General features: G+C 44.4%; 22 protein-coding genes. 11 read left to right on the plus strand and 11 right to left on the minus strand.

From position 1 onward, the window contains the following. Positions 1-6: 6 nt before the first annotated feature. The 3 genes from yihI to KUL49_RS10420 all read right to left on the minus strand — a co-directional run bounded on the left by yihI (position 7) and on the right by KUL49_RS10420 (position 2,263). Positions 7-510 (minus strand): Der GTPase-activating protein YihI, encoded by a 504-nt coding sequence (gene yihI, locus KUL49_RS10410; RefSeq protein WP_014947719.1) that lies wholly within the window; start codon positions 508-510, stop codon positions 7-9. 127 nt (positions 511-637) lie between these two features. Next, positions 638-1,339, minus strand: coding sequence for a class I SAM-dependent methyltransferase (locus KUL49_RS10415; RefSeq protein ID WP_014947720.1), 702 nt, complete (start codon positions 1,337-1,339; stop codon positions 638-640). A gap of 300 nt (positions 1,340-1,639) precedes the next feature. After that, a complete protein-coding gene (locus tag KUL49_RS10420) occupies positions 1,640-2,263 on the minus strand; it encodes a cytochrome c (RefSeq protein WP_014947721.1) in 624 nt (207 codons plus the stop codon). Between the two features lie 174 nt (positions 2,264-2,437). On the opposite strand from KUL49_RS10420, the gene yihA reads away from it, so the two are divergent. Beyond that, positions 2,438-3,073, plus strand: a complete 636-nt coding sequence (yihA, locus tag KUL49_RS10425) for a ribosome biogenesis GTP-binding protein YihA/YsxC (RefSeq protein WP_014947722.1) — start codon at positions 2,438-2,440, stop codon at positions 3,071-3,073. A 416-nt stretch (positions 3,074-3,489) separates the two neighbouring features. On the opposite strand, the gene polA is transcribed toward yihA, so the two are convergent. Then, positions 3,490-6,282 (minus strand): DNA polymerase I, encoded by a 2,793-nt coding sequence (polA, locus tag KUL49_RS10430; RefSeq protein ID WP_131137233.1) that lies wholly within the window; start codon positions 6,280-6,282, stop codon positions 3,490-3,492. Positions 6,283-6,702: 420 nt separating this feature from the next. Here polA and elbB point away from each other — a divergent pair, with 420 nt between their 5' ends. Then, complete coding sequence (gene elbB / locus KUL49_RS10435) at positions 6,703-7,356, plus strand: isoprenoid biosynthesis glyoxalase ElbB (RefSeq protein WP_131137234.1); 654 nt, start codon at positions 6,703-6,705, stop codon at positions 7,354-7,356. A 264-nt stretch (positions 7,357-7,620) separates the two neighbouring features. Then, the gene (locus KUL49_RS10440) at positions 7,621-9,072 is read left to right on the plus strand and encodes a TrkH family potassium uptake protein (protein ID WP_131137235.1); all 1,452 of its coding nucleotides are present in this window, start codon (positions 7,621-7,623) and stop codon (positions 9,070-9,072) included. A gap of 114 nt (positions 9,073-9,186) precedes the next feature. Here the strand turns inward: KUL49_RS10440 and trkA are convergent, their stop codons facing one another. The 4 genes from trkA to def form a co-directional block, all read right to left on the minus strand. Continuing rightward, the gene (gene trkA / locus KUL49_RS10445; RefSeq protein ID WP_014947726.1) at positions 9,187-10,566 is read right to left on the minus strand and encodes a Trk system potassium transporter TrkA; all 1,380 of its coding nucleotides are present in this window, start codon (positions 10,564-10,566) and stop codon (positions 9,187-9,189) included. Between the two features lie 64 nt (positions 10,567-10,630). Then, positions 10,631-11,950, minus strand: a complete 1,320-nt coding sequence (gene rsmB, locus KUL49_RS10450) for a 16S rRNA (cytosine(967)-C(5))-methyltransferase RsmB (protein ID WP_131137236.1) — start codon at positions 11,948-11,950, stop codon at positions 10,631-10,633. Between the two features lie 2 nt (positions 11,951-11,952). Next, entirely contained in the window at positions 11,953-12,903 is a 951-nt protein-coding gene (gene fmt, locus KUL49_RS10455; RefSeq protein WP_039228916.1) for a methionyl-tRNA formyltransferase, read from the minus strand. 8 nt (positions 12,904-12,911) lie between these two features. Further along, positions 12,912-13,421 carry a peptide deformylase gene (gene def, locus KUL49_RS10460; protein WP_014977863.1) on the minus strand — a complete coding sequence of 170 codons (510 nt, stop codon included), beginning with the start codon at positions 13,419-13,421 and terminating at the stop codon, positions 12,912-12,914. Between the two features lie 216 nt (positions 13,422-13,637). On the opposite strand from def, the gene KUL49_RS10465 reads away from it, so the two are divergent. From KUL49_RS10465 to KUL49_RS10495, 7 genes are all read left to right on the plus strand, one after another. Then, positions 13,638-14,711, plus strand: a complete 1,074-nt coding sequence (locus tag KUL49_RS10465; protein WP_014947730.1) for a LysM peptidoglycan-binding domain-containing protein — start codon at positions 13,638-13,640, stop codon at positions 14,709-14,711. Positions 14,712-14,750: 39 nt separating this feature from the next. Beyond that, entirely contained in the window at positions 14,751-15,860 is a 1,110-nt protein-coding gene (gene dprA, locus KUL49_RS10470; protein WP_131137237.1) for a DNA-processing protein DprA, read from the plus strand. 1 nt (position 15,861) lies between these two features. Then, entirely contained in the window at positions 15,862-16,338 is a 477-nt protein-coding gene (locus tag KUL49_RS10475) for a DUF494 family protein (protein WP_014947732.1), read from the plus strand. A gap of 85 nt (positions 16,339-16,423) precedes the next feature. Continuing rightward, the gene (locus KUL49_RS10480) at positions 16,424-16,966 is read left to right on the plus strand and encodes a type I DNA topoisomerase (RefSeq protein WP_131137238.1); all 543 of its coding nucleotides are present in this window, start codon (positions 16,424-16,426) and stop codon (positions 16,964-16,966) included. A gap of 45 nt (positions 16,967-17,011) precedes the next feature. After that, positions 17,012-17,617, plus strand: coding sequence for a Sua5/YciO/YrdC/YwlC family protein (locus KUL49_RS10485; RefSeq protein ID WP_014975257.1), 606 nt, complete (start codon positions 17,012-17,014; stop codon positions 17,615-17,617). Further along, entirely contained in the window at positions 17,614-18,546 is a 933-nt protein-coding gene (gene hemF / locus KUL49_RS10490) for an oxygen-dependent coproporphyrinogen oxidase (protein WP_131137239.1), read from the plus strand. The genes KUL49_RS10485 and hemF overlap by 4 nt, the downstream gene beginning before the upstream one ends. Positions 18,547-18,779: 233 nt before the next feature. Beyond that, a complete protein-coding gene (locus KUL49_RS10495; protein ID WP_131137240.1) occupies positions 18,780-19,460 on the plus strand; it encodes an OmpW family outer membrane protein in 681 nt (226 codons plus the stop codon). Positions 19,461-19,584: 124 nt separating this feature from the next. Here the strand turns inward: KUL49_RS10495 and KUL49_RS10500 are convergent, their stop codons facing one another. Next, positions 19,585-20,016 carry a group II truncated hemoglobin gene (locus KUL49_RS10500; RefSeq protein WP_014947737.1) on the minus strand — a complete coding sequence of 144 codons (432 nt, stop codon included), beginning with the start codon at positions 20,014-20,016 and terminating at the stop codon, positions 19,585-19,587. Between KUL49_RS10500 and aroE the strand changes: the two genes are divergently transcribed. Beyond that, positions 20,015-20,854, plus strand: coding sequence for a shikimate dehydrogenase (gene aroE, locus KUL49_RS10505; protein ID WP_131137241.1), 840 nt, complete (start codon positions 20,015-20,017; stop codon positions 20,852-20,854). The two genes, KUL49_RS10500 and aroE, sit on opposite strands and share 2 nt — an antisense overlap. Here the strand turns inward: aroE and KUL49_RS10510 are convergent. Both KUL49_RS10510 and KUL49_RS10515 read right to left on the minus strand, forming a co-directional pair. Continuing rightward, positions 20,851-21,393, minus strand: coding sequence for a gamma carbonic anhydrase family protein (locus KUL49_RS10510; RefSeq protein ID WP_014947739.1), 543 nt, complete (start codon positions 21,391-21,393; stop codon positions 20,851-20,853). The two genes, aroE and KUL49_RS10510, sit on opposite strands and share 4 nt — an antisense overlap. 25 nt (positions 21,394-21,418) lie before the next feature. Beyond that, positions 21,419-22,237 (minus strand): glycosyltransferase family 2 protein, encoded by an 819-nt coding sequence (locus tag KUL49_RS10515; protein ID WP_131137242.1) that lies wholly within the window; start codon positions 22,235-22,237, stop codon positions 21,419-21,421. Positions 22,238-22,707 lie beyond the last annotated feature (470 nt).

The following is a 22,707-nucleotide window of genomic DNA, read 5'->3' on the forward strand; positions in this document are numbered from 1 at the left end:
TTTTTATTAGTGCTTAAAGTCGTCGATATTAATAGCGTCTAAATCATTAAACGGATCCATATCGTCGTCTTCATCATCCTCTTCTACTATTCCTAATAGGTCACAAAGAATGCGGTGGCGTGCCATCTTCTCGTCGACATAAGCTTGTTGCTCACGGGTGAGCGGTTTATCGTCGTCAAGTTTGTCGAGTAAATCTGACAAGCGTTGATCTGCTTCAAGCGCTGCCAGTTCTTGGGCTGGTGTGGCGTACTTTTTCTTTTGAGCAGGGGTGGGCGTCACTGCTTTTACAAGCTGAATAGGCTTTTTACTGCCGTGGCGCGGATCTTTATTCTCAGCACTCTTTTTGCCCGTCACTTTTTTCTGTTCAACATTGTGGCGATTACCAGCGGGCTTACCTTTATGCTTTTTAGGGCGAGGCGAGTCTGATTTACGGTTTTCGCTTGGTTTAAAGTCAGGATCTTTACGAACGCCGATTAGGCCGACTTTACGTGATTTCTTTGAACGTGCCATAATTTCCAAATAACAAAGAGAGTGAAAAAACAGCGCTATTATAGCGCGAATTAGTGTCTACGTATTGATCTTTGGGTATGCAGTGCAAAATCAATACGGGGAACATAAAGTATTACGGGAATTTGTTTCAGCGCTTTCTCAATAGAGCGACATCGCTGGCAGGAAAAGTGACATCATAGCCATCTCGTTGTGCCAAATATTGAAAGGTTGCTTCGCTGAAAAAGCTAACGTGGGTGACGTCGTTTTTATAGTGCCAATTTGCAAACCTGGCTTTATCAAGTACGCGCTTGGTCATGATGGCAAGAACGCCACCAGAAGCTACAAGTTTGTTAAAAAGCGCCCATTCCACATGAGGGGCGTGAAAGTGTTCTATAGCCTCTGTACATGTCACTATGTCATAGCTTTGCTCAAGTACCGATAAGTTGTGTGCATAGAAGGGATCGTACATATTCATCCTAACGCCTTCTTCTTCCAGCATACTTGCTAAAACAGGCGCAGGGCCACAGCCAAAGTCTAGTCCTCGGAGTTCACCAAATTTCATGTCTTTTATAAAAGGTGTAAGTGGCGTTAAAACCTTTCCTAAAAACTTTCGATACCCTTCGTCTTCAAAGCTATTCTCGTGAAGGTCATATTCCTGCTTTTCTACTTCTTTAGATGGTAAGAATTCGGGAGAAACATAAACGAGTTTGCATTGATTACATTGAAGGTAATCGCGCTTTTTATCTGAGTGATAGTGAGATGGCGCGTTAGCGCTTTTGCATAAAGGACAGTACATAGGAAAGTGAACAATAATAAGGGGCTTAAAAAAGAAAAAGGTGATGGTTCTCACCATCACCTTACATTGTATGAGTGTCAGATGACACCTCTCCCGTTATACACTTCTATGTGTATTTTGCTTCCCTAGCCGTGCTCCCCTTATTTTTATTGTTAGCAGAGCTGTATTGTTGTTTTTGGCCCTCGTGGCTCTTTATCCCGTCTTCCATGCTGCATTTTTATTATTATTCTTGTTATTTAGCTTGTAGCTTTTCAAAGGCACCTACAAACTACGCCGTTAGATTACACGAATAATTTCAAAATACAACTTTTTCGGTAACAAATTTTTAACAACAATGTGCAAAAACGGTAATGCTTAGTGTAAGCCCGCGATATAGTTAGATAAAATCTCAATATCTTCGTCGGTTAATTTCATCGCAATATCACGCATCATGCCATTCATGTCATTGTGACGTTGGCCTGAACGGAATGCTTTCAATTGAGCTGCAGTGTAAGTTGCATGTTGACCGCTGATATCAGGGAAACCTGCTAAGCCCATGCCGTTGCCCTTAGGACCGTGACACGCGATACATGCAGTTACGCCTCGAGACTCGTCGCCACCTTGGTACAATGCACGGCCAGCTTCAACGTATTGCTCTGGTGTTTCACCCGCCTTTGGCTCTTGGCTTGAGAAATAAGCGGCTAGGTCTTTCATGTCTTGCTCTGAAAGTGGGGCAGCCATGCCGTTCATCACAGCATTGTTACGACCTTCCTCGCCACCTGTTTGAGAGGCAAGTTTAAATTCGGTTAATTGCTTAACAATGTACTTCTCATGCTGGCCAGCAATCTTTGGGTTCATGTCAATCATGCTGTTGCCATCAGGGCCATGACAGGCTGCACATACTGCAGATTTCGCTTTACCTGCCTCGGCGTCGCCTTCTGCCATAGCAGTTGCGCTTAAACCTAAAGACATACATACCAACAAACACAGTTTTTTCATAATAAATCTCTTAAATGGATCCAACGGCTCGCGTGATATACGTGATATCATGCGTATTTTACACATTTAACGCGTCAGAAAAACCTATTCCATGATAAAACTATGGTTTTTAGTTGGTTTATTCATTAAAAAACTGTAAACCGAAGGTTGAGACGCATGTGGAGGTAAGTCTAGATGTCGTATTACACCAAAGCAAAATTCTTTACGAGCGCACCTGATATTCGTCATTTAAAGAATGATACCGGAATTGAAGTAGCGTTCGCGGGCCGCTCTAATGCGGGTAAATCGAGTGCACTTAACACGTTAACTCGTCAGAAGAACTTGGCAAGAACCAGTAAAACACCGGGTCGCACCCAATTGATCAACGTCTTTGAATTAGAAGAAGACTTACGCTTGGTTGATTTGCCAGGATATGGCTTTGCAAAAGTGCCAGTAGCCATGAAAAAGAAGTGGCAGGCGTCACTTGGTGAATATCTTCAAAAGCGCAAGTCCCTTAAAGGATTAGTCGTTTTAATGGATATTCGTCACCCCTTCAAAGATTTAGACCAAGATCTTATCCATTGGGCAGTAGCCTCAAATATTCCAGTACTGGCACTTCTCACTAAAGCCGACAAACTTAAAAGCGGTAAGCGAAAGGCACAGCTGTTAATGGCGCGTGAAGCTGCGATGGCATTTATGGGCGATGTTACCGTGCAAACCTTCTCGTCATTAAATAAGCACGGGTTACCCGAATTAGAGCGTATTTTGGATACGTGGTTTGGCTTAGATAAACAAGACGAAACAGAAGAGTCTGATAGCGAAGTACAGTAGCGCAATTCACCCTTACCGTTTGTGCTGATCTGACGTGCCCGATGGATAGGTATGATGGGGTGTTAGAAAAAAGAACGCCCCGCATAGAGCGAGGCGTAAACTGAGAGAAAACACATAAAAACCGTAGATATAGAGTCGTGATAAATAGAGAAGTTCAGAAAAATTAAAATAAAATTCGCTTTATTTTTTAAGTTATTGATATTTAAGAATTATTTATTTTCCGCAGATATAAAAAAACCCCGACAAAACTGTCGGGGTTAAAGCAAAGGTTTGAAAACAGCTTTCTCACCTCTGTACCCTACATGTGTAATATTACAACAAAGCACAGAAAAGGCAAGGGTGTTATGTAATTAAATTACCAAATTTAATGAATATAACGCGCCTTTTAATGTAAAAACTGTAATCTAATTACCAAACTAGTGCGCTTCATCCCAGCTTTCGCCCACACCTGCCTCGACAACCAGCGGAACATTTAGCGTAGCTGCGCTTTCCATAAGAGCAGTAATAGTAGAGACATAGGTTTCCACTTTGTCTTCTTTTATCTCAAAAACCAATTCATCGTGTACCTGCATCATCATGGTCACATCATCAGATGCATTTTTCCTGATCCAGTCATCAACTTTGATCATTGCCATCTTAATGATGTCCGCAGCCGTGCCTTGCATAGGCGCATTAATCGCCGCGCGCTCTGCACCTTTTCGACGTGCTCCATTACTAGCTTTAATGTCTGGCAAATAAAGTCTGCGACCAAATACGGTTTCTACATAACCTTTTTCTTTCGCGCTCTCACGTGTTGAATCCATGTACTCAAGCACGCCTGGGTAGCGCTCGAAGTAAAGATCCATATATTTTTGTGCTTCATTACGTGGAATATTAAGTTGCTTCGACAACCCAAAGGCACTCATACCGTAAATTAAGCCAAAGTTAATCGCTTTTGCACTGCGACGCTGTTCAGTGGTTACTTCATCAAGTGGCACACCAAAAACTTCCGCAGCGGTTGCTTTATGAATATCTTTACCATGCGCAAAGGCATCTAACAGACCTTTATCGCCAGAAAGGTGCGCCATAATGCGCAGCTCAATTTGTGAGTAGTCGGCTGCGACGAACTTATTTCCTTCTCTGGGTACAAATGCCTGACGCACGCGGCGACCTTCCTCATTTCGGATAGGGATGTTCTGTAAGTTAGGATCGGTAGAAGAGAGTCGTCCCGTGGCGGTTACTGCTTGGTGATAAGAAGTATGCACTCGACCCGTACGATGATTGATCATCTTAGGAAGTTTATCCGTGTAGGTATTCTTTAGCTTGGTTAGGCCACGGTATTCCATGATCTTCTTCGGCAACGGGTACTCAAGCGCAAGTTCTTGCAGTACGTCCTCAGAAGTAGACGGCGCCCCTTTAGGCGTTTTCTTTATGATCGGTAGCGACATTTTTTCGAACAAGACATGTTGAAGCTGTTTAGTAGAACCTAAGTTGAATGGCTCGCCAGCTTCCTCATGTACTTCACTTTCAAGCTCGGCAATCCGGGTGGCAAGATCCTGGCTTTGCTGACGCAGCCTTTGGCTGTCTATCAATACACCTTCCTGTTCCATACGAGAAAGTACACAGGCTAGGGGAACCTCAACATCTATCAATAGATTTTTAAGCTCAGGAATTTCTTTCAACTTCGTCCAAATAGCGTTGTGTAAGCGAAGCGTGATATCAGCATCTTCTGCGGCATAAGGCCCAGCTTCTTCAAGGCTAATTTGATTAAACGTTAGCTGCTTTGCGCCTTTACCCGCAATCTCTTCGAAGTGAATAGTTTTATGACCAAGGTAGGCTAGGGCAAGTGAGTCCATATCATGGCGCTGCGCGGTACTGTTTAGTACATAGCTCTCAAGCATGGTGTCAAAGCCGATGCCGTTTAAGGTAATGTTATAGTTCGCTAACACATTTTTGTCGTATTTTATGTGTTGGCCTACTTTGATCACGGTGTCCGATTCTAAAATAGGCTTTAATGCGTCTAATACAAATTCCCGTGATAGCTGGGCGGGTGCATCTGGATAATCGTGAGCAACAGGCACATAAGCTGCTTCACCTTCCTCTATACAAAATGAAACACCAACTAACTCCGCATCCATGTAGTTAAGGCTGGTTGTCTCGGTATCAAAAGCGATTAGCTCGGCTTTTTCTAGCTTCGCGACCCACGCATTAAAGCGTTCCTCATCAAGCACTGTCTCATACTTTGATTTATCGATCTCTATCGATTCACTTTGTTCGCTCTCTTCTGCGCTATCGCTTTTTTCTTCGTTGGTGTTTGCATTGGCACCAGAGGTATCTCCGCCGGCTATTAGCGCGCTTACTTCTGCATGCCAGCGTTTGAACTCGTATTCGGCAAACAGATCGCGAAGTTGTTCGTTATCGGCTTGGCAAGGCATTAACGTCTCAACGTCGTAGTCAAGGTCAAGATCGATGCTGATAGTAGCTAGGGTATAAGAAAGCCGAGCTTGCTCTTCGTATTCCTGCATTTTAGCCGCCATCGACTTACTGCCTCTAAACGATAGATCTGCAATTTTATCCAGGTTCTTATATATGTCGTCGATACCGCCAATACCGTTTAACAAGGCTTGAGCACTTTTATCACCTACACCAGGTACACCTGGAATGTTATCGACTTTATCGCCCTTAAGCGCAAGGAAGTCGATCACAAGCTCCGGTGGAATACCAAACTTCGTATTTACACCTTCGACATCCATCAGTTGGTTTGTCATGGTGTTGATTAAGGTGACATGTTCATTTACCAGCTGCGCCATGTCTTTATCGCCGGTGCTGATAAGGGTATCAATACCTTTTTCTGTGGCGTGTTTGGCTAACGTGCCAATCACGTCATCAGCTTCTACACCCGATTCAACAATAACAGGTAATCCCATTGCCTTAATGATGGCGTGCAACGGTTCGATTTGGCTTCTTAGCTCATCCGGCATCGGAGGACGGTTCGCTTTGTACTCTTTATAGATGTCATCGCGAAAGGTCTTGCCTTTAGCATCAAAAATCACCGCCATATGCGTCGGATTGTATTGTTTGATCAAGCTTTTAAGCATGTTCACAACACCATAAATAGCACCGGTGTCTTGGCCTTTTGAGTTGGTTAATGGTGGTAAACCGTGAAAGGCACGAAAAAGATATGACGATCCATCGACAAGAATAAATGGAGGCTTTTTAGAATCAGGCATAGATGGCGATTTTCCAATAGACAATATGAGCGCAAGGATGCCACAGGCTAGGGCAGATCGCCATATCATGAAGGAACATTAAGGTCGATAGCGGATCGCATTTCGCCTGTGGATAACTTTGTGATCTAAAATTTTGGGCACAGTGATCTGGATGATCTTTGTCAAGTTAAAGATCACCTTTCAAATCAAGAAAAATAAGGGAATGAGACTTAGGTGTGAAAACAGCGTACCTGCTACTTACCATTCCATTTTATGTGGATAACTTGGTGTACGTTTATTTTGGTTTAACCAAGTTGGTCAAGTAATGTAGCATAACCATTAACAATGTATACACGTATTATTAAGAACTTTTTTTGAACAGTTGTGTGTTTAATAGCCAAATTTTGAATAAGTAGATGGCATAGCGTCTAGGAGGACAATATGAAACAAGTAGCCGTTATTTTAAGTGGTAGTGGTGTGTTTGACGGGGCTGAGTTACACGAAGCGGTATTGACACTTTTAGCCATTGAGCAAGAAGGTGCGTCTTACCAGTGTTTTGCTCCAGATGTAAACCAACTGCATGTAGTCAATCACCTAACCGGTGAGGTATCAGAAGGTGAAACCCGAAATGTGTTAGTAGAATCGGCCCGTATTGCCCGAGGTGATATAAAACCCGTGACTGAGTGCGACGTAACTGCTTTTGACACACTTATTTTACCTGGTGGCTTTGGCGCTGCGAAGAACCTGTGCACGTTTGCTGTAGACGGTGAAAATTGTACCTTTAACGAAGAGGTGCTGACAGTGTGCAAAGCCTTTGCACAAGCTAAAAAGCCCGCAGCGTATGCGTGTATTGCACCTGCGCTAGCAGCAAAAGTGTATGGCAACAAAACTAAACTGACCATTGGCAATGACGAAGCCACGGCTGGTGGGTTGAATGCCTTAGGAGCCACCCATGTAGAGTGCCCAGTTGATGAGGTGGTTGTTGATAATGACGCAAAGCTTGTTACTACACCTGCGTATATGCTGGCGCAAAGCATTAGTGAAGCCAATGCGAGTATTACTAAAATGGTTAAAACCGTGCTTACTATGAAATAGGAAACTAAAAATAAAAGTGGTTGGTTTTTTACTAGTGAAAAGATCAGGTGTCTTTATGTGTAATTAGCCTAATGTAGTGGGGAGACAAAGGTTTCCCCTTGTTCATTATAGTCCTATAATCAAAACCCTATGCGTAACGTATAGGATTTCATCTACCTTGTTTCACGTAGATAGATTCGCTTTTTGAAACCATATCAAAAAGCACATTGTAACTAGGGCTCAGTAGTCCTTATGCGCACTATAAAAATAAAGGCATAACAAACAATGCACTACCGTGCCATCATACGAATACTTGGGTTATTAATTGCGCTTTTTAGCGTAACCATGATCCCACCCGCTATCGTGTCGTTGATTTATCAAGATGGCAGTGGCCTGCCTTTTATCCTCGCATTTATATTTTGTGTCATCGGCGGTATGGCATTGTGGTACCCCAATCGTCAGCAGAAAAATGACTTAAGAGCAAGAGAAGGGTTTCTGATTGTTGCGCTGTTTTGGTCAGTGCTAGCAAGCGTGGGGGCAATTCCACTTATCTTGCTAGAGCAACCAAGCATGACGGTAACCGATGCTTTCTTTGAGTCATTTTCTGGCCTGACTACCACTGGAGCTACGGTTATTGAGGGGATAGATTTTCTTCCTCACTCAGTACAGTTTTACCGTCAACAGCTTCAGTGGTTAGGTGGCATGGGTATCATCGTACTCGCAGTTGCCATTTTACCTATCCTTGGAGTAGGGGGCATGCAGCTTTATCGGGCAGAAACTCCTGGCCCAGTTAAAGATAATAAAATGACTCCGCGTATTGCCGATACGGCAAAGCATTTGTGGTACATCTACCTATCCATAACCATTGCATGTGCCGGTGCATACTGGCTTGCGGGAATGAATGTTTTTGATGCGATTTGCCATTCTTTCTCAACGGTTGCTATTGGTGGCTTTTCGAACCACGACGCCAGCTTAGGCTATTTTAATAGTCCTATGGTTAACGTGGTGTGTACCGTGTTTTTGCTTATTGCTGCGTTAAACTTCTCATTACACTATGCGGCGGTGAGCTCTCGTTCGGTTAAAGGTTATTTTAACGATCCAGAGTTTAAGGCGTTCTTTATCATTCAAGCCTCACTCATCGGGATTTGTTTCCTAGTACTTACGCTATCAGGCTACTATAGCTCGGCAGAGCAGGCTTTAGACCAAGCTATGATCCAAGCGGTATCTATTAGTACCACTGCAGGGTTTGCAACCACTGATTTTTCAGTCTGGCCGGCATTCCTCCCTATTATGCTTATTTTTTCAAGCTTTATCGGCGGGTGTGCAAGTTCTACAGGTGGGGGCCTAAAAGTAGTACGCGTGTGCTTACTGTTTCTACAAGGCAAGCGTGAGGTTGATAGGCTAATTCACCCGAAAGCGGTATACAGCGTTAAGTTTGGCGACCGTGCCATGCCTGACAGAGTAGTAGAGGCCGTATGGGGGTTCTTTTCAGCTTATGCAGTGGTGTTTGTTATCATTATGATAGGCTTGATTGCCACGGGTTTAGATAACCTAAGCGCCTTTACCGCTACTGCGGCCATGCTGAATAACTTAGGTCCGGGGTTGGGCAGCGTAGCGGCCAACTATGCTAATGTTACTGACGCAGGCAAGTGGATACTGGTGATTGCCATGGTGTTTGGTCGACTAGAGGTCTTCTCATTGCTGGTTTTGTTCTCACCTACGTTCTGGCGCAGTTAACAAATAAACCGGTAATTTTGATAAGAGCTAAAAATAAAGGGCGATAAATATCGCCCTTTATTTTTATGTCTTCAACTTTTAATCTTGCGGCACCTATGACGCTTTGCAAAAGCGCTAGCCAAAGAAAAATGCGCTGGGTTGGAACAGCTTTTCCACGTCGTTGATGTACTTCTTATCAACCAAGAACAAAATTACATGGTCGTTTGCTTCAATCTTGGTATCGCTGTGAGCGATAATCACCTGATCGTCTCGAACAATAGCCCCAATCGTAGTACCTGGCGGTAGTTTAATATCGCCTATTTGTTTGCCAACCACCTTAGAGGTATTTTCATCACCGTGCGCTATCGCTTCAATAGCCTCGGCAGCACCTCGTCGTAATGAGTACACGTTTACAATGTCACCGCGACGTACGTGAGTCAGTAGCGCCGAAATAGTGGCTTGTTGAGGTGAAAACGCGATATCTATCTCACCGCCTTGCACCAAGTCCACATAAGCACTTCGCTGGATAAGCACCATGGCTTTTTGTGCACCCATACGCTTTGCCAGCATGGCTGACATGATATTCGCTTCATCGTCGTTGGTAACGGCTATGAAAGCGTCAACTTGCTCGATGTTTTCTTCACTTAGCAATTCAGGATCAGACGCGTCACCGCTAAATACAATGGTTTTATCTAAGTTCGCAGATAAATATTTGGCCCTTTCTGGGCTGTATTCAATAAGCTTAACGTTATGATTGTGCTCTAACTTTTTCGCTAGGCCTGCACCAATCAAGCCACCACCGGCTATCATAATTCGTTTGTAGCTTGATTCGAGCTTTTGAAGCTCACTCATTACTGCGCGAATGTGCTTGGTAGCGGCAATAAAGAACACTTCATCATCGGCCTCAATAACCGTGGTACCTAACGGGCGAATAGGGCGGCCGCGTCGGTAAATGGCAGCAACCCGAGTTTCAACGTTAGGCATATGGTCTTTAAGCGCAGATAACGCGTGGCCTACCAATAAGCCACCGTAATAGGCTTTAACCGCAACAAGGCTGGCCTTGCCTTCAGCAAACTCAACCACCTGAAGTGCACCCGGGTAGTCAATAAGACGTTTGATGGCCTTAGTTACCAACTGCTCAGGAGCGATAATGTGGTCAACGGGAATGTCTTGCTGCTTATATAGCTGCTCTTGGTAAATTATGTACTGTTCAGAGCGCACGCGAGCGATTTTAGTGGGTGTTTTAAATAGGCTGTAGGCCACCTGACAGGCCAACATATTGCTTTCATCACTATTGGTTACGGCAATCAGCATATCTGCATCTTCTGCACCGGCCTTACGCAACACATCAGGGTGTGAGCCCACGCCTGTTACTACTTGTAAATCAAGACGGTCTTGAAGTGCGCGCAATATAGTGGGGTCAGAGTCAATAACTGTTATTTCGTTATTCTCACCCACTAAGTTTTCAGCAAGTGTTCCGCCTACTTGGCCGGCCCCTAAAATGATGATCTTCATCGTTATTATTTTGCCTTCATATTCGTGCAAGTCTTAACTGTGTGACGTTGCACAACTATTGAACTCAGTCTGCTGACTTTACCAGCCTCGCATAATAGAAACCATCCATTTGTTGCTCTCCTGGCGTTATCTGGCGCCCGGGTTTATCAACGGTTTCTGTTTTCAGTATGGGCGATAAGGTGGCATCCGGTGTGTCGGACAAAAACTGCTGTATTTGCGCCATGTTCTCTTTTGGCAAAATAGAACAGGTTGCATAAAGTAGTGTGCCGCCTGGTTTTAACAGGCCCCAGAGCGTATCTAATATGCGGCGTTGAAGCTGCGCTAAATTGTCAATGTCATTAGATTTTCGAAGCCAGCGAATATCAGGGTGACGTCGAATCACGCCGGTAGCAGAGCAGGGAGCATCCAGTAATATTCTGTCGAAGGGCTTTCCGTCCCACCAAGTTTCTGGGTTAGCAGCATCACCCTGCTTAATATCGACAGTGTGCTTAAGGCGAGTCATGTTTTCTTCTACCCGTTTTAGGCGGGTAGCATCAGCATCAAGCGCTAATACGTACTGTGTATCAGGTGCACACTCAACAATGTGCCCTGTTTTTCCGCCTGGTGCGGCGCAACAGTCTAGAATGCGTTCGTTCGCTTGAGGCTTTAGGTAATGCGCAGCTAATTGCGCTGCCCCATCTTGTACCGCAAAGTGACCTTTTTCAAAACCAGGCAGGGCAGTAATGTCTACTCGCTTAGTCAGAATTACGGCATCAGCATGGTTTGCGCTAAGGGTATATTCAACCCCTGCTTTGTCTAACGCCTGAGTAAATGCTGCCAAGGATGTTTGCAACTTATTTACGCGAAGCCAAATGGGGGCCATGGCATTCGTTTCGTTACGAACCTGCTCGGCGTCGTCACCATAGGCGTTCTCTATTGCCTTAAACAACCACTTTGGCAAGCCGCTGTTTATGATTGCGTCGTCTACAGGTTTGTCTGCAAGGTTTTCTCGCTGAAAATTACGCAGTACTGCATTAACTAACCCTTTTAATCCTGCGGCATTTAAATAAGATGCTGCGGCGACGGTTTCGCCAACGGCGGCGTGGTTGCTAACGCGGGAAAAATTAAGCTGGTACAAACCAAGAAGAATAAGATGTTCTATGACTTTCTTGTTGCCTTTTAGAGGCCTATCCAACAAAGAGCGCAGCCAGTGCTGTAAAAGGGGAAGGCGACGCATTACCCCTAGTGACATCTCTTGAATCCATGCGTTATCTTTGGCGTTGTGTCTGCGCTGAACGCGTTCTAAGCACTCACGCGATGACTTGCCTTGCTCTAAAATTTGATAGATGACCCACGCACAATCTGCGCGCAGGTTCTTTTGTTTGGGAAGGGGTAATGGTTTCACGTTTAGTCCGCTTGTGTCAGACAACGGCCCACTTCAAACCACGTTTGGCGAGCATTGATAACGTCTGACGCTGGAAGCGCCTTTTTGCCAGGAATTTGAAGAGATGTAATGCAAAGCGCATCGCGCCCCGTAGCGATTGTAATGCCCTCTTTATTAGCACTGATTACCGTACCTGGCGTGGCACCTTTATTTAAAGGAACAACGCTGGCAGACCATACTTTAACGTTCTGATCTTCGACCTGCATCCACGCTACAGGCCAAGGGTTGAAGGCGCGGATATTTCGCTCTATTTGCTCAGCATCGTCTGCCCAATTAATCAGGGCTTCTTCTTTTGATAGCTTTTTCGCGTAGGTCGCTTGAGAGTCGTCTTGTTTGGTGGGCGTGTAACGATCAAATTCATTAACGACCTCAACCAACGCTTGTGGTCCTAGCTCTGCAAGCTTTTCATATAAGGTGGCGCTGGTATCTTCAGAGGTAATAGGTAATGTTGCTATGTGAAGCATGTCACCCGTGTCTAAACCTTCGTCCATTTGCATTATGGTTACGCCAGTCTCAGCGTCACCTGCCCAGATTGAACGCTGTATTGGTGCCGCGCCTCGCCACTTGGGCAGAATAGAGCCGTGCACGTTAATGCACCCTAGCTTAGGTGCATTTAACACCGCGGTAGGCAGTATCAGTCCGTAAGCAACAACTACCATTAAATCGGCATTGAGCGAGGCTAATTCTTCCTGAGCGTCTTGAGCTTTAAGCGACTGAGGCTGGTAAACTGGAATGGCGTTTTCTTCTGCTAATACTTTAACCGGACTGGCGGTAAGCTTTTTACCTCGCCCTGCGGGTCTATCAGGCTGAGTGTAAACAGCAATGACTTCGTGCTCGCTCTCGAGTAACGCTGATAAATGTTTAGCTGCAAAATCCGGAGTACCGGCAAAAATCACTTTCAATGGAGTTGTCACGTTATTCCTTAGGCTTTTGCAGCAAGACGCGCTTCTTTCTCAAGCTTTTTACGAATACGTTGGCGCTTAAGCGGTGAAAGGTAATCAATAAACAATTTGCCTTTTAGATGATCCAGCTCGTGCTGAATACAAATCGCTAACAAACCTTCTGCATCCAACTCAAAGCTTTCGCCATTTTGATCTAGTGCTTTTACGGTAATTGCTTCGGCGCGCTCAACTTTCGCGTAATTACCCGGCACTGATAAACAGCCTTCTTCGCTAATCGTGGAGCCATCTTTACGAATGATTTCAGGGTTAATAAATACGCGTGGCTCGTTTTGATCTTCCGATACGTCCATTACAACAACTTGAACGTGGCGGTTAACTTGCGTTGCAGCAAGGCCAATACCGTTCTCGTCTTTCATGGTTTCGAACATGTCCGATACCAATTGTTTAATTTCGTCATTAACCTCTTCAACCGGCTTAGCTACCGTGCGAAGACGTTCATCAGGAAAACTTAATACGTCTAAAATTGCCATTTCTCGCTTACTTCACCTTTTCGCTGTATAAATTCATATACGATCTAATTGCCAGCACACTTTACAGTGCTTATTAAGTTACTATTCTAACGTATATCGGGCTGTTTCGTGCAGTTTTTTACCGAAACCCTATTAGAATACCTAGTTATGCCGATATAGTGCTATTGTCTGAAAAAACAACAATGAGTGACAGTGAATAATTTGCAGGTGGTTAATTTGAAAAAGCGATTGATTTACGCGCGTCGTGCAGCATTGTTTATCTTAGGTGTACTGCTTTCTTTGCCTACCTTTGCGCTGCAGCTAAAAGAGAGCGCGCCAGAAACCTACACAGTAAAGCGTGGGGACACGCTATGGGCAATCGCTAACGTTTTTCTCAATGAGCCTTGGCTCTGGCCTGAATTATGGCGAACCAACACCCAAATCGACAATCCACACCTTATTTACCCGGGCGATGTTATCGTCGTTGGGTATGTTGATGGGCAGCCTGTATTAAGTGTAAAGCGCGACAAGCCTTCCTATAAGCTTTCTCCGGCTACCGATAAGCGAGTAAAACCGAAGCCTGTTGATGTGTTGTCGTGGACAACTATCTCTCCATTCATTAGGCAACATATGCTGCTAGACGAGGAAAGCTATGCTTCGCTACCTAAATTGCTGGGTAATCAGGATGGAAACGTAAGGTTTGCGTCTGATGATTTTGTGTTAAGCCAGCAACAATTCAGTACCGACGATCAGTACAGAGTTGTAAGAAAGCACGCTACGATTAGAAATCTTGATGGGGAAATCCTTGGTATTCAAGTTACCCATGTTTCAACAGCTTCACTAGTGGAAAAAGATGAAGGTAGCAACACGATGTTGCTTTTCATCGACGATGCGAACCAAGAAGCTAAGCGCGGTGATAAGTTAATGGCGGGTGGATTTGAACATCCTGAAGGCTTTGAACTTGTTCCGGCTACTTCGCAGCGAGGCGCAATAGTTGGAGATTTGCATGATCACGATTTACTTGGCAAATACGACGTTGTCATTCTTGATTTAGGCAGTATGGAAGTAGCGCCAGGTACGGTTCTAGGGCTTTACTCACAAGGTCCAGCCATTATTGACGAAGAAAGTCCACGCTATGTAGATGAACCCGGCGCTAACACTGGTGGTGAGTGGTTTATCGATACGGTATCGCAACCCGCGCTTAAAGTAGGTGAAGTTGTTGTGTTTAAAACATTTGATGCGGCAAGTTACGGATTAATTACGCGAGCGAATAAGGGGATAAAGCGCGGCTTCATTGTCGCCAAGCCTTAAACATTGCATGGTTCATTGTCGCTCGCATTAGGAGCGATAATGGCACTACAATCTTCTCAGTTAGACAGCGAAGCATTAGCATGGATAGCGCTGGCTTCCGCTCAGCGTGTTTCACCTAAACTATGGCTACAGGCTCTCGAAAAATATCAACTTTCTATTGTCGATTTAGGCAGCAATGCGTCTACGCTGCCTAACGAGGTTAAACAACTCACTAACAACATTTCACCGCCTCTTATTGATGCAGCAATAAACTGGCTGCAAGCGAGCGACAATAGACACATCGTGCCGTTGTCATCGCCTCACTATCCAGAATTACTTAAGCATTTGGATAGTCCGCCCCTCGCGCTATTCGCCACGGGAAACAAAGCGCTATTTCAAAAACCACAGATTGCTATAGTGGGAAGCAGAAGGGCCAGCCTTCAGGGTAAGCGTACCGCAACCGACATTGCTTATGGGTTATCTAGTAGCGGAGTTGTAGTGACGAGCGGCCTTGCCATGGGCATTGATAGCGCCGCACACCAAGGCGCCCTGTCTGGTAGCACCGGAACCATTGCGGTAATGGGTACGGGACCTGAAAAGGTATATCCGGCTAAAAATAGTAAGCTCTATGAAGCTATCAACAATGACGGAGGTGTCACCGTTACAGAGTTTTTTCCGGGGCAGGGACCTAAACCCTGGCACTTTCCTAGGAGAAACCGAATTATCGCAGCGTTATCCCTTGGAACCTTAGTGGTAGAGGCAAAAATTAAGAGTGGCACCTTGATAACTGCGAATTTGGCCGCAGATATGGGGCGAGAAGTATTCGCTGTGCCAGGCAATATCGCTAACGCTTACGCTGAAGGTTGCCACTGGTTAATCCAACAGGGCGCCAAATTAGTAACAAATATAAGCGATATTCTCGATGAAGTTGGCGTTCAGCCTGAACAACTAGGCTTGAATGTTGACGAGCAAAACGAAAAAAGTACAGCGAATAGCTTGGCAACCGATAAATTATTAGCTAGTGTGGATTATGACATCACCGCTATTGATGTCATAGCCCAGCGCAATGCCATATCTGTATCGCAAGCAATGGCATCATTATTAGAATATGAGTTGCGTGGTTTAGTGGCCGCTGTCCCTGGTGGTTACGTTAAATTGAGGGGAAAATAATATGTTCGATATCCTCATGTATCTGTTTGAAAACTTCATTCACAGTGAAACGGAAATTCGTGTTGACCAAGACGAGTTAACGGAAGAGCTTGTGCGCGCAGGATTTCATCACGATGAGATTTATAAAGCCCTCGCATGGTTAGAAAAGTTAGCGGCACTGCAAGAGACGGACATCAAACCGTACTTTTGCAAAGGTATTAGCACTAGCTTAAGCCGTATTTACACGCATGAAGAACAAATGCGTTTAGATGTGGAATGTCGCGGTTTTCTTATGTTCTTAGAACAGGTTAATGTGTTGGATGCCTCCACACGCGAAATGGTTATAGATCGCGTTATGGAAATTGATTCCAATGAATTTTGCTTGGAAGACCTGAAGTGGGTTGTGCTAATGGTACTATTCAACGTACCTGGCAAAGAGAAAGCCTACGCACAAATGGAAGATCTTTTGTTCGAAGAGCCAGATGGTGTTCTGCATTAATGCAGTTGTAGTCACTGGTATTTGAATCTTTACTTAAAAATGCGCTGTGAAATTGCAGCGCGTTTAAGGCCTTAACGTCCAATACATGTCTAAAATAGACCATTCACTCTTTTCAGTGCACGAGCATGCTCTCGATGATAATTTCGGAGATTGCCCCGAGTGCGGTAAACCTCTTCATATAAAGAACAGTAAATCTGGCCCTTTTATCGGGTGTACGGGCTATCCGGAATGTAGCTTTAGTAAGCCACTTCACGATAAACAAACCACCATACTGAAAACCTTAGACGGTGTAGCCTGCCCTGAATGCGCATCCGACTTAGCCATAAAGAAAGGGCGGTTTGGCATGTTTATCGGCTGTACCAATTTTCCTTCATGCCATCACATAGAGCCCATTAAAGAAAAAGAAGATACTTTGGTGGATTGTCCAAAGTGTAAGAAAGGGCATCTAATCTCGCGTACTAACAAATACGGCAAACAGTTTTTTGCGTGCAACCATTATCCACAATGTCGATATGTGCTAAATTTCACGCCGGTTAATGAAAGCTGCCCAGATTGCGGTTGGGGAGTATTGATAGATAAAAAGGGGCAGTTACAGTGTCCTCAGCCTAGTTGTGGCTTTAAAAAGTAATTATACGAACAACTAAACGAAGAACTATACGTAGAGATTAAAACCATGTCTGATATCCAAAATGGGAACGTAAACACGTTTACCCCCGTTGAGGCTAACTCACCTGAAGTAGACCCTGTTGTTGCCGCATTCCAAGCTGGCAGTTTAATCGTTTATCCAACCGAAGCGGTAATGGGCATCGGATGTGACCCCGACAATGAAGCCGCTGTAAATGCGCTGTTAGAGATAAAACAGCGACCGGTAGAAAAGGGCGTGATCTTGATTGCTGCAAACTACAGTCAGCTACTGCCTTATGTTAACGATAACGCCATTCGCCCTGACAGACGCACCGATATTTTTTCGAGCTGGCCAGGCCCTAATACTTGGCTATTACCTAAGTCGTCATCTGCGCCAGTTTGGTTAACCGGCAAGCATAGTAAAATAGCGGTGCGCGTAACTAATCACCCTGTAGTAGTGGAATTGTGCAACAAGTTAGGTAAACCGTTAGTTTCTACAAGCGCTAACCTGACCGGCCAACCGCCAGCCATCACCACTGAAGAGGCAAAAGCCGTATTCGCTGATTCCGTTTTCTATGTAGAAGGGGAAGTAGGCGGTGCAACTAAACCCAGTACCATTCGCGATGGTGACACAGCAGAGGTAATAAGAGCATGACATCAGCAGAATTACTGGACGGTAAAAATGCCCCTGAAGTAATAGAACAAGTAAAAAGCTATTTACTAGGGCTGCAAGACACCATCTGTCAAACCCTTGAACTTGCCGACGGTAAGGGCCAGTTTGTTGAAGACAGCTGGCAGCGAGAAGAAGGTGGCGGTGGCCGTTCTCGAGTAATAAAAAATGGTGCGGTGATTGAACAAGGCGGCGTTAACTTTTCTCATGTGTTTGGCAGTCAAATGCCTGCTTCAGCAACGGCTAATCGCCCTGAGCTTGCGGGAAGAAACTTTCAAGCAATGGGGGTATCACTCGTTATTCATCCACATAACCCTTATATCCCAACGTCACATGCTAATGTTCGCTTTTTCATTGCAGAAAAAGAGGGCGAAGCACCTATCTGGTGGTTTGGCGGCGGCTTCGACTTGACGCCATTTTATCCGTTTAAAGATGACGTTTTACACTGGCATGATACTGCTAAAAAATTATGTAAGCCGTTTGGCGATGATGTTTACCCTAAGTACAAAAAGTGGTGCGACGACTACTTTTACTTAAAGCATCGCAATGAAACTCGCGGAGTGGGCGGTTTATTCTTCGACGACCTGAATGAATGGGGCTTTGAACAGTCATTTGCATATATGCAGGCTGTTGGTAATGGCTTCATCGATGCTTACGTTCCTATTGTTGAACGTCGTAAGCAAACCGATTTCGGCGAAAGAGAGCGTGATTTCCAACTTTACCGCCGGGGCCGTTACGTTGAGTTTAACCTTGTATTCGACCGAGGCACTTTATTTGGACTGCAAACCGGCGGGCGTACTGAATCAATTCTAATGTCGATGCCGCCGCTCGCGCGCTGGGAGTATTGTTATACACCTGCACCGGGTAGCGCCGAAGCCAAGCTGACAGACTGGTTAAAACCTACTGATTGGTGATTATTTGTTAAATAAGGCTCCGCTTAAATCCTTACGCAGACCGCCGATAGCAGCTTTCATCTTTAATGACTAAAAAACGCCGTATTAACGTTAATGCGGCGTTTTTTTGATCTACATCAAGGTGGAATATCATCTGTGTTTCAGTGAGTTATCAAACTTGCGCTGGATCAATGTTTCTCTTAACTACAGGCGTAAAGTAGCGCCATCTTAGTTAAACACAAAAGAGACACATCATGCGCAAACACTTTTTATCTGCATCTGCACTTTGCCTTACACTTGCTGCACTCTCACCTTTAGCTAGCGCTCACCAGCAGGGCGACTGGATTGTTCGTGGCGGTCTTACGACCGTTGCTCCTGACGAATCTACCTCTAACATCGTCGCGGGTGGAACTGATCTTGGCGTGGCTCTTAATATCGATAACGATACTCAGCTAGGTTTAAATGTAGCGTACTTTATTACTGACAACATTAATATCGAGCTGCTTGCCGCAACGCCCTTTAAGCACGACGTTAATTTTTCTGTTGCTGACCCGTTAGGGACGGGTAATCAGCTTGGTGAAGTCACGCATCTTCCTCCTACGCTTACCGCAAACTACTATTTTAATGATGCCAGCTCTGCGTTTCAGCCATACATTGGTGCAGGTATCAACTATACCTTTATCTTTGATGAAGAGTTCACAGGTGCGAATGAAACAGCTGGCTTAAGCGACCTATCGCTTGATAATTCATTTGGCTTGTCAGCACAGGTGGGAATGGATTACCAAATTGATACCAAATGGCATGTCAATGCATCGGTTCGATTCATTGATATAGATACGGAAGCAACCTTCAAAGTGGGTGATGCTGCTGGAAAGGTAAGTGATGTTGAAATAGATCCTTGGGTGTATACCTTATCGGTGGGTTACACATTCTAATTATTAGTTCTACGCCTTATTAACTATTAGGCTTTCACAATTGCACTACTTTATGCGCCATAAAGAGCGTAGACAGTAACAGGGGAGTTGCGCGTTAAGAGGTTAATCCTTTCAACGCGCTTTTTTATTTTGTATTCACCATGTGATTGGCGAGTTGATCAAGTGCGTCTATTAACTGTTGAGCTAAGGCGATATCTTCAACCGTTTTAAACATGGCTTTTCGCATGCAGTACATCCACTGCGCTTTTAACTCTGGTGTTACGGTATAAGGTAGGTGCCGTGCACGCAGACGCGGGTGGCCATACTGCTGCTGATAATCATCAGGACCACCAAGCCATAAACTTAAATAGAGAAAGAACACGTGGCGAATTCTGTCTAATGGCTGGGGGTGAATAGCTAGCAATTCATTGGCGAGTGGATCGGTTTCCATTATGTCGTAAAACGTATTTGCTAATTCCCGTACTTTCTCCTCTCCACCTATACGTTCATATGGTGTACTCTGCGAAGCACGATTATCGCTTTTCTTCTTTATATTAAATAAGTCTCGTATTCCCATGAAAAAATTCGCTGTATTCGGAAATCCTATTGCACAGAGTTTATCACCAACTATCCATCAAATGTTTGCTGAACAAGTGGGAGAAAAGATTTCTTATGAAAAGATACTTGCGCCAGTAGACGGTTTTGTAGATGCCGCCAACGCGTTTTTAGCTCAGGAAGGCGCTGTAGGTTGTAACGTTACCATGCCTTTTAAGCTTGATGCATTCAACTTGGCAAAGGTAGATGACCAAGCAGCCAAAGATGCACAAGCTGTTAATACGCTAATGAATGGTGACAGCGGTGAAATATGGGGATTCAACACTGATGGTGTAGGGCTGGTAAACGACTTGCTTAACAGCGGTGTGGAAATTAAGGGTAAGCGCGTGTTGGTTATTGGTGCCGGCGGCGCCGCCCGTGGCGTAATCTCCCCGTTATTAAAAGCAGGGGCCGCCTCTTTAACCATCACCAATAGAACCAAAGCGAAAGCAGAGGAAGTGGCAAGTGCCGCTTCAAACGCTAAAGTGCAGGTGGCTGCGCTTGAAGATATCGCAGATGTTGCGCCTCATATTATTATTAATTCAACAGCCGCCAGTTTAAGCAATGAATTGCCGTGCCGTTTAAATGATGGTGTTTTACAAAACTGTGAAGTGGTGTACGACATGGTTTATAAAAACTCACCCACGCGCTTTATGAGAGATGCGGCCGAACTTGGTGTTAAAACGCAAATAGATGGGTTAGGGATGCTGGTTGAGCAAGCGGCTGAAGCATTCTACATATGGACACTAAAGCGCCCCGATACTTCAGATATTGTAAAACGTGTCAGGGCTATCGTTGAGCACGGTGAGAAGCGAAACTAGTTCGCTTCTTCAAGGTACTCATCTTTCAATACAACATAGTTAACGGCAGACTGTTTCAGGAATGCCATTTCAGCGTCGTTGAGCGGTCTTTTCTTTTGCATGGGGTTTCCCACGTAAAGAAATCCGCTTTCTAACCTTTTGTTCGGCGGTACTAATGTACCTGCACCAATAAACACATCGTCTTCAACAACAACACCATCCATTACAATAGCGCCCATGCCAACGAGAATTCGATTGCCCAACTGGCAGCCGTGCAGCATACACTTATGCCCAACGGTAACGTCCTCACCAATAATAAGTGGGAAGCCGTTGGGGTTTTTCTCAGATTTACGGGTAACGTGTAAAACACTGCCATCTTGAATATTAGAACGGGCACCAATACGAATTTTGTTCACGTCGCCACGAGCTGCAACCAGCGGCCAAATACTCGCATCATCTTCTAAAACTACATCACCGACGATTCTTGCCGAGCCATCAACATAGACATTCTTTCCTAATGTAGGAGAAACACCTTTAAAACTATCAATCGACTTATGCATCAGAACAACTCTTTTAATTACAGTTCTACTGTGATGATTCTTCTATACCAACACGTGCTTTAATTATCTTATTCTTCTTAGTATCTTCGCGTATTGCCTTACTTCTTTGAAGCATCTCTGGTGTAACATACCCACGTTTATGATCTAGGTGAACACAAACAGCTGAATAGCGTATCCGTTTGGCCTTTAATCCGTAATTAACTAAGCGGTCTCCAAATTCACAATCTTGACCACCATACTGCATCGTTTCTTCGAACCCATTTACGGCAAGAATATGTTTTTTATAGCATGACGCACTATGACCATTCCATGTTGGGCGAGCTGGGCTTATTTTATTTAAAAACTCTGCCCAAGCACCTCTTGCAGTTAGCTTCATTGTTTTGTGCGTTTTCTTTAACCCTTTACTAACTAACCAATCAACGTCGAATGCACGTTGAGTTACTATGTCTTCTCGGGTTATTGCTTCGCTCACGTTCATAGGCAATTTGAAGTAACCACCAGAAAGATAGGTATTTTCCTCTGACAGTCTTAAATGTTGAGCGATAAAATCTTTTCGAGGTATACAGTCGCCATCTGTGAAAATAAGATATTCACCTTCAGAGGCTAAAATGGCTTTATTGAGAATACGACATTTTTGAAAGCCATCATCTTCTTGCCATACATGCTTGATAGGAATCTCTGTTTCACTTTGCATGCGTTGAATAAGCATCTTGGTTTCATCACGAGAGCCATCATCTGCAATAACTATTTCGAAATCATTTGCGGTTTGCTCAAAGAAACCCCATAGCACCTTCTCTAACCATGCTGGTGAATTATAGGTTGTAAAAATAACGCTCGTTTTCATATTGCGTGATGAACCTCATCTATATAATAAGTGTAGCAATGTCGGATGACATACCCAGTACCCGCGAACAAGTTGACTTCTCTCATAAGAATAATCGAGAGTATCAGTAGCGCTCGGTAGACTATCTACGCAGTAGGGGGTATAGACATATATTTGTTCGCGACGAATCTTATTTCATATTTGAACTTCTTATAGATAGCTTCAAAGCCTAACAAGTTCGCCGAGAGTTAAAAGATGTAATACTTGAATTAGTTTACCAGTCAACAAATGCGGTTTATAGGTAAGATGACTAATAACAGGTAATAGAATACGGACTTTTGCTCCTTTGTTCGTTCGATATTTCTTCATGTTGCGGCTATTTTAAGCAATCAAAGCAAATATGACACTTTTTTTAAAATAAGTGTTGACGTGAGCGCTCATTTCCCTAAAATGCGCATCCGCTTCGGGGGAAAAGCAAAACAGCAAGCCTT

Source organism: Alteromonas sp. KUL17 (genome assembly GCF_006538305.1).
Classification (GTDB): Bacteria; Pseudomonadota; Gammaproteobacteria; order Enterobacterales; family Alteromonadaceae; genus Alteromonas; species Alteromonas macleodii.

What these genes read in the sequence shown, in the direction of transcription:
- KUL49_RS10500 (WP_014947737.1), bottom strand. Translation starts at nt 20,016, where the DNA reads ATGGGAATACGAGACTTATTTAATATAAAGAAGAAAAGCGATAATCGT.
- KUL49_RS10510 (WP_014947739.1), bottom strand. Translation starts at nt 21,393, where the DNA reads ATGCATAAGTCGATTGATAGTTTTAAAGGTGTTTCTCCTACATTAGGA.
- polA (WP_131137233.1), bottom strand. Translation starts at nt 6,282, where the DNA reads ATGCCTGATTCTAAAAAGCCTCCATTTATTCTTGTCGATGGATCGTCA.
- aroE (WP_131137241.1), top strand. Translation starts at nt 20,015, where the DNA reads ATGAAAAAATTCGCTGTATTCGGAAATCCTATTGCACAGAGTTTATCA.
- KUL49_RS10485 (WP_014975257.1), top strand. Translation starts at nt 17,012, where the DNA reads ATGTCTGATATCCAAAATGGGAACGTAAACACGTTTACCCCCGTTGAG.
- def (WP_014977863.1), bottom strand. Translation starts at nt 13,421, where the DNA reads ATGGCAATTTTAGACGTATTAAGTTTTCCTGATGAACGTCTTCGCACG.
- elbB (WP_131137234.1), top strand. Translation starts at nt 6,703, where the DNA reads ATGAAACAAGTAGCCGTTATTTTAAGTGGTAGTGGTGTGTTTGACGGG.
- KUL49_RS10495 (WP_131137240.1), top strand. Translation starts at nt 18,780, where the DNA reads ATGCGCAAACACTTTTTATCTGCATCTGCACTTTGCCTTACACTTGCT.
- KUL49_RS10440 (WP_131137235.1), top strand. Translation starts at nt 7,621, where the DNA reads ATGCACTACCGTGCCATCATACGAATACTTGGGTTATTAATTGCGCTT.
- KUL49_RS10480 (WP_131137238.1), top strand. Translation starts at nt 16,424, where the DNA reads ATGTCTAAAATAGACCATTCACTCTTTTCAGTGCACGAGCATGCTCTC.
- trkA (WP_014947726.1), bottom strand. Translation starts at nt 10,566, where the DNA reads ATGAAGATCATCATTTTAGGGGCCGGCCAAGTAGGCGGAACACTTGCT.
- dprA (WP_131137237.1), top strand. Translation starts at nt 14,751, where the DNA reads ATGGCACTACAATCTTCTCAGTTAGACAGCGAAGCATTAGCATGGATA.
- yihA (WP_014947722.1), top strand. Translation starts at nt 2,438, where the DNA reads ATGTCGTATTACACCAAAGCAAAATTCTTTACGAGCGCACCTGATATT.
- yihI (WP_014947719.1), bottom strand. Translation starts at nt 510, where the DNA reads ATGGCACGTTCAAAGAAATCACGTAAAGTCGGCCTAATCGGCGTTCGT.
- KUL49_RS10420 (WP_014947721.1), bottom strand. Translation starts at nt 2,263, where the DNA reads ATGAAAAAACTGTGTTTGTTGGTATGTATGTCTTTAGGTTTAAGCGCA.
- KUL49_RS10515 (WP_131137242.1), bottom strand. Translation starts at nt 22,237, where the DNA reads ATGAAAACGAGCGTTATTTTTACAACCTATAATTCACCAGCATGGTTA.
- KUL49_RS10475 (WP_014947732.1), top strand. Translation starts at nt 15,862, where the DNA reads ATGTTCGATATCCTCATGTATCTGTTTGAAAACTTCATTCACAGTGAA.
- hemF (WP_131137239.1), top strand. Translation starts at nt 17,614, where the DNA reads ATGACATCAGCAGAATTACTGGACGGTAAAAATGCCCCTGAAGTAATA.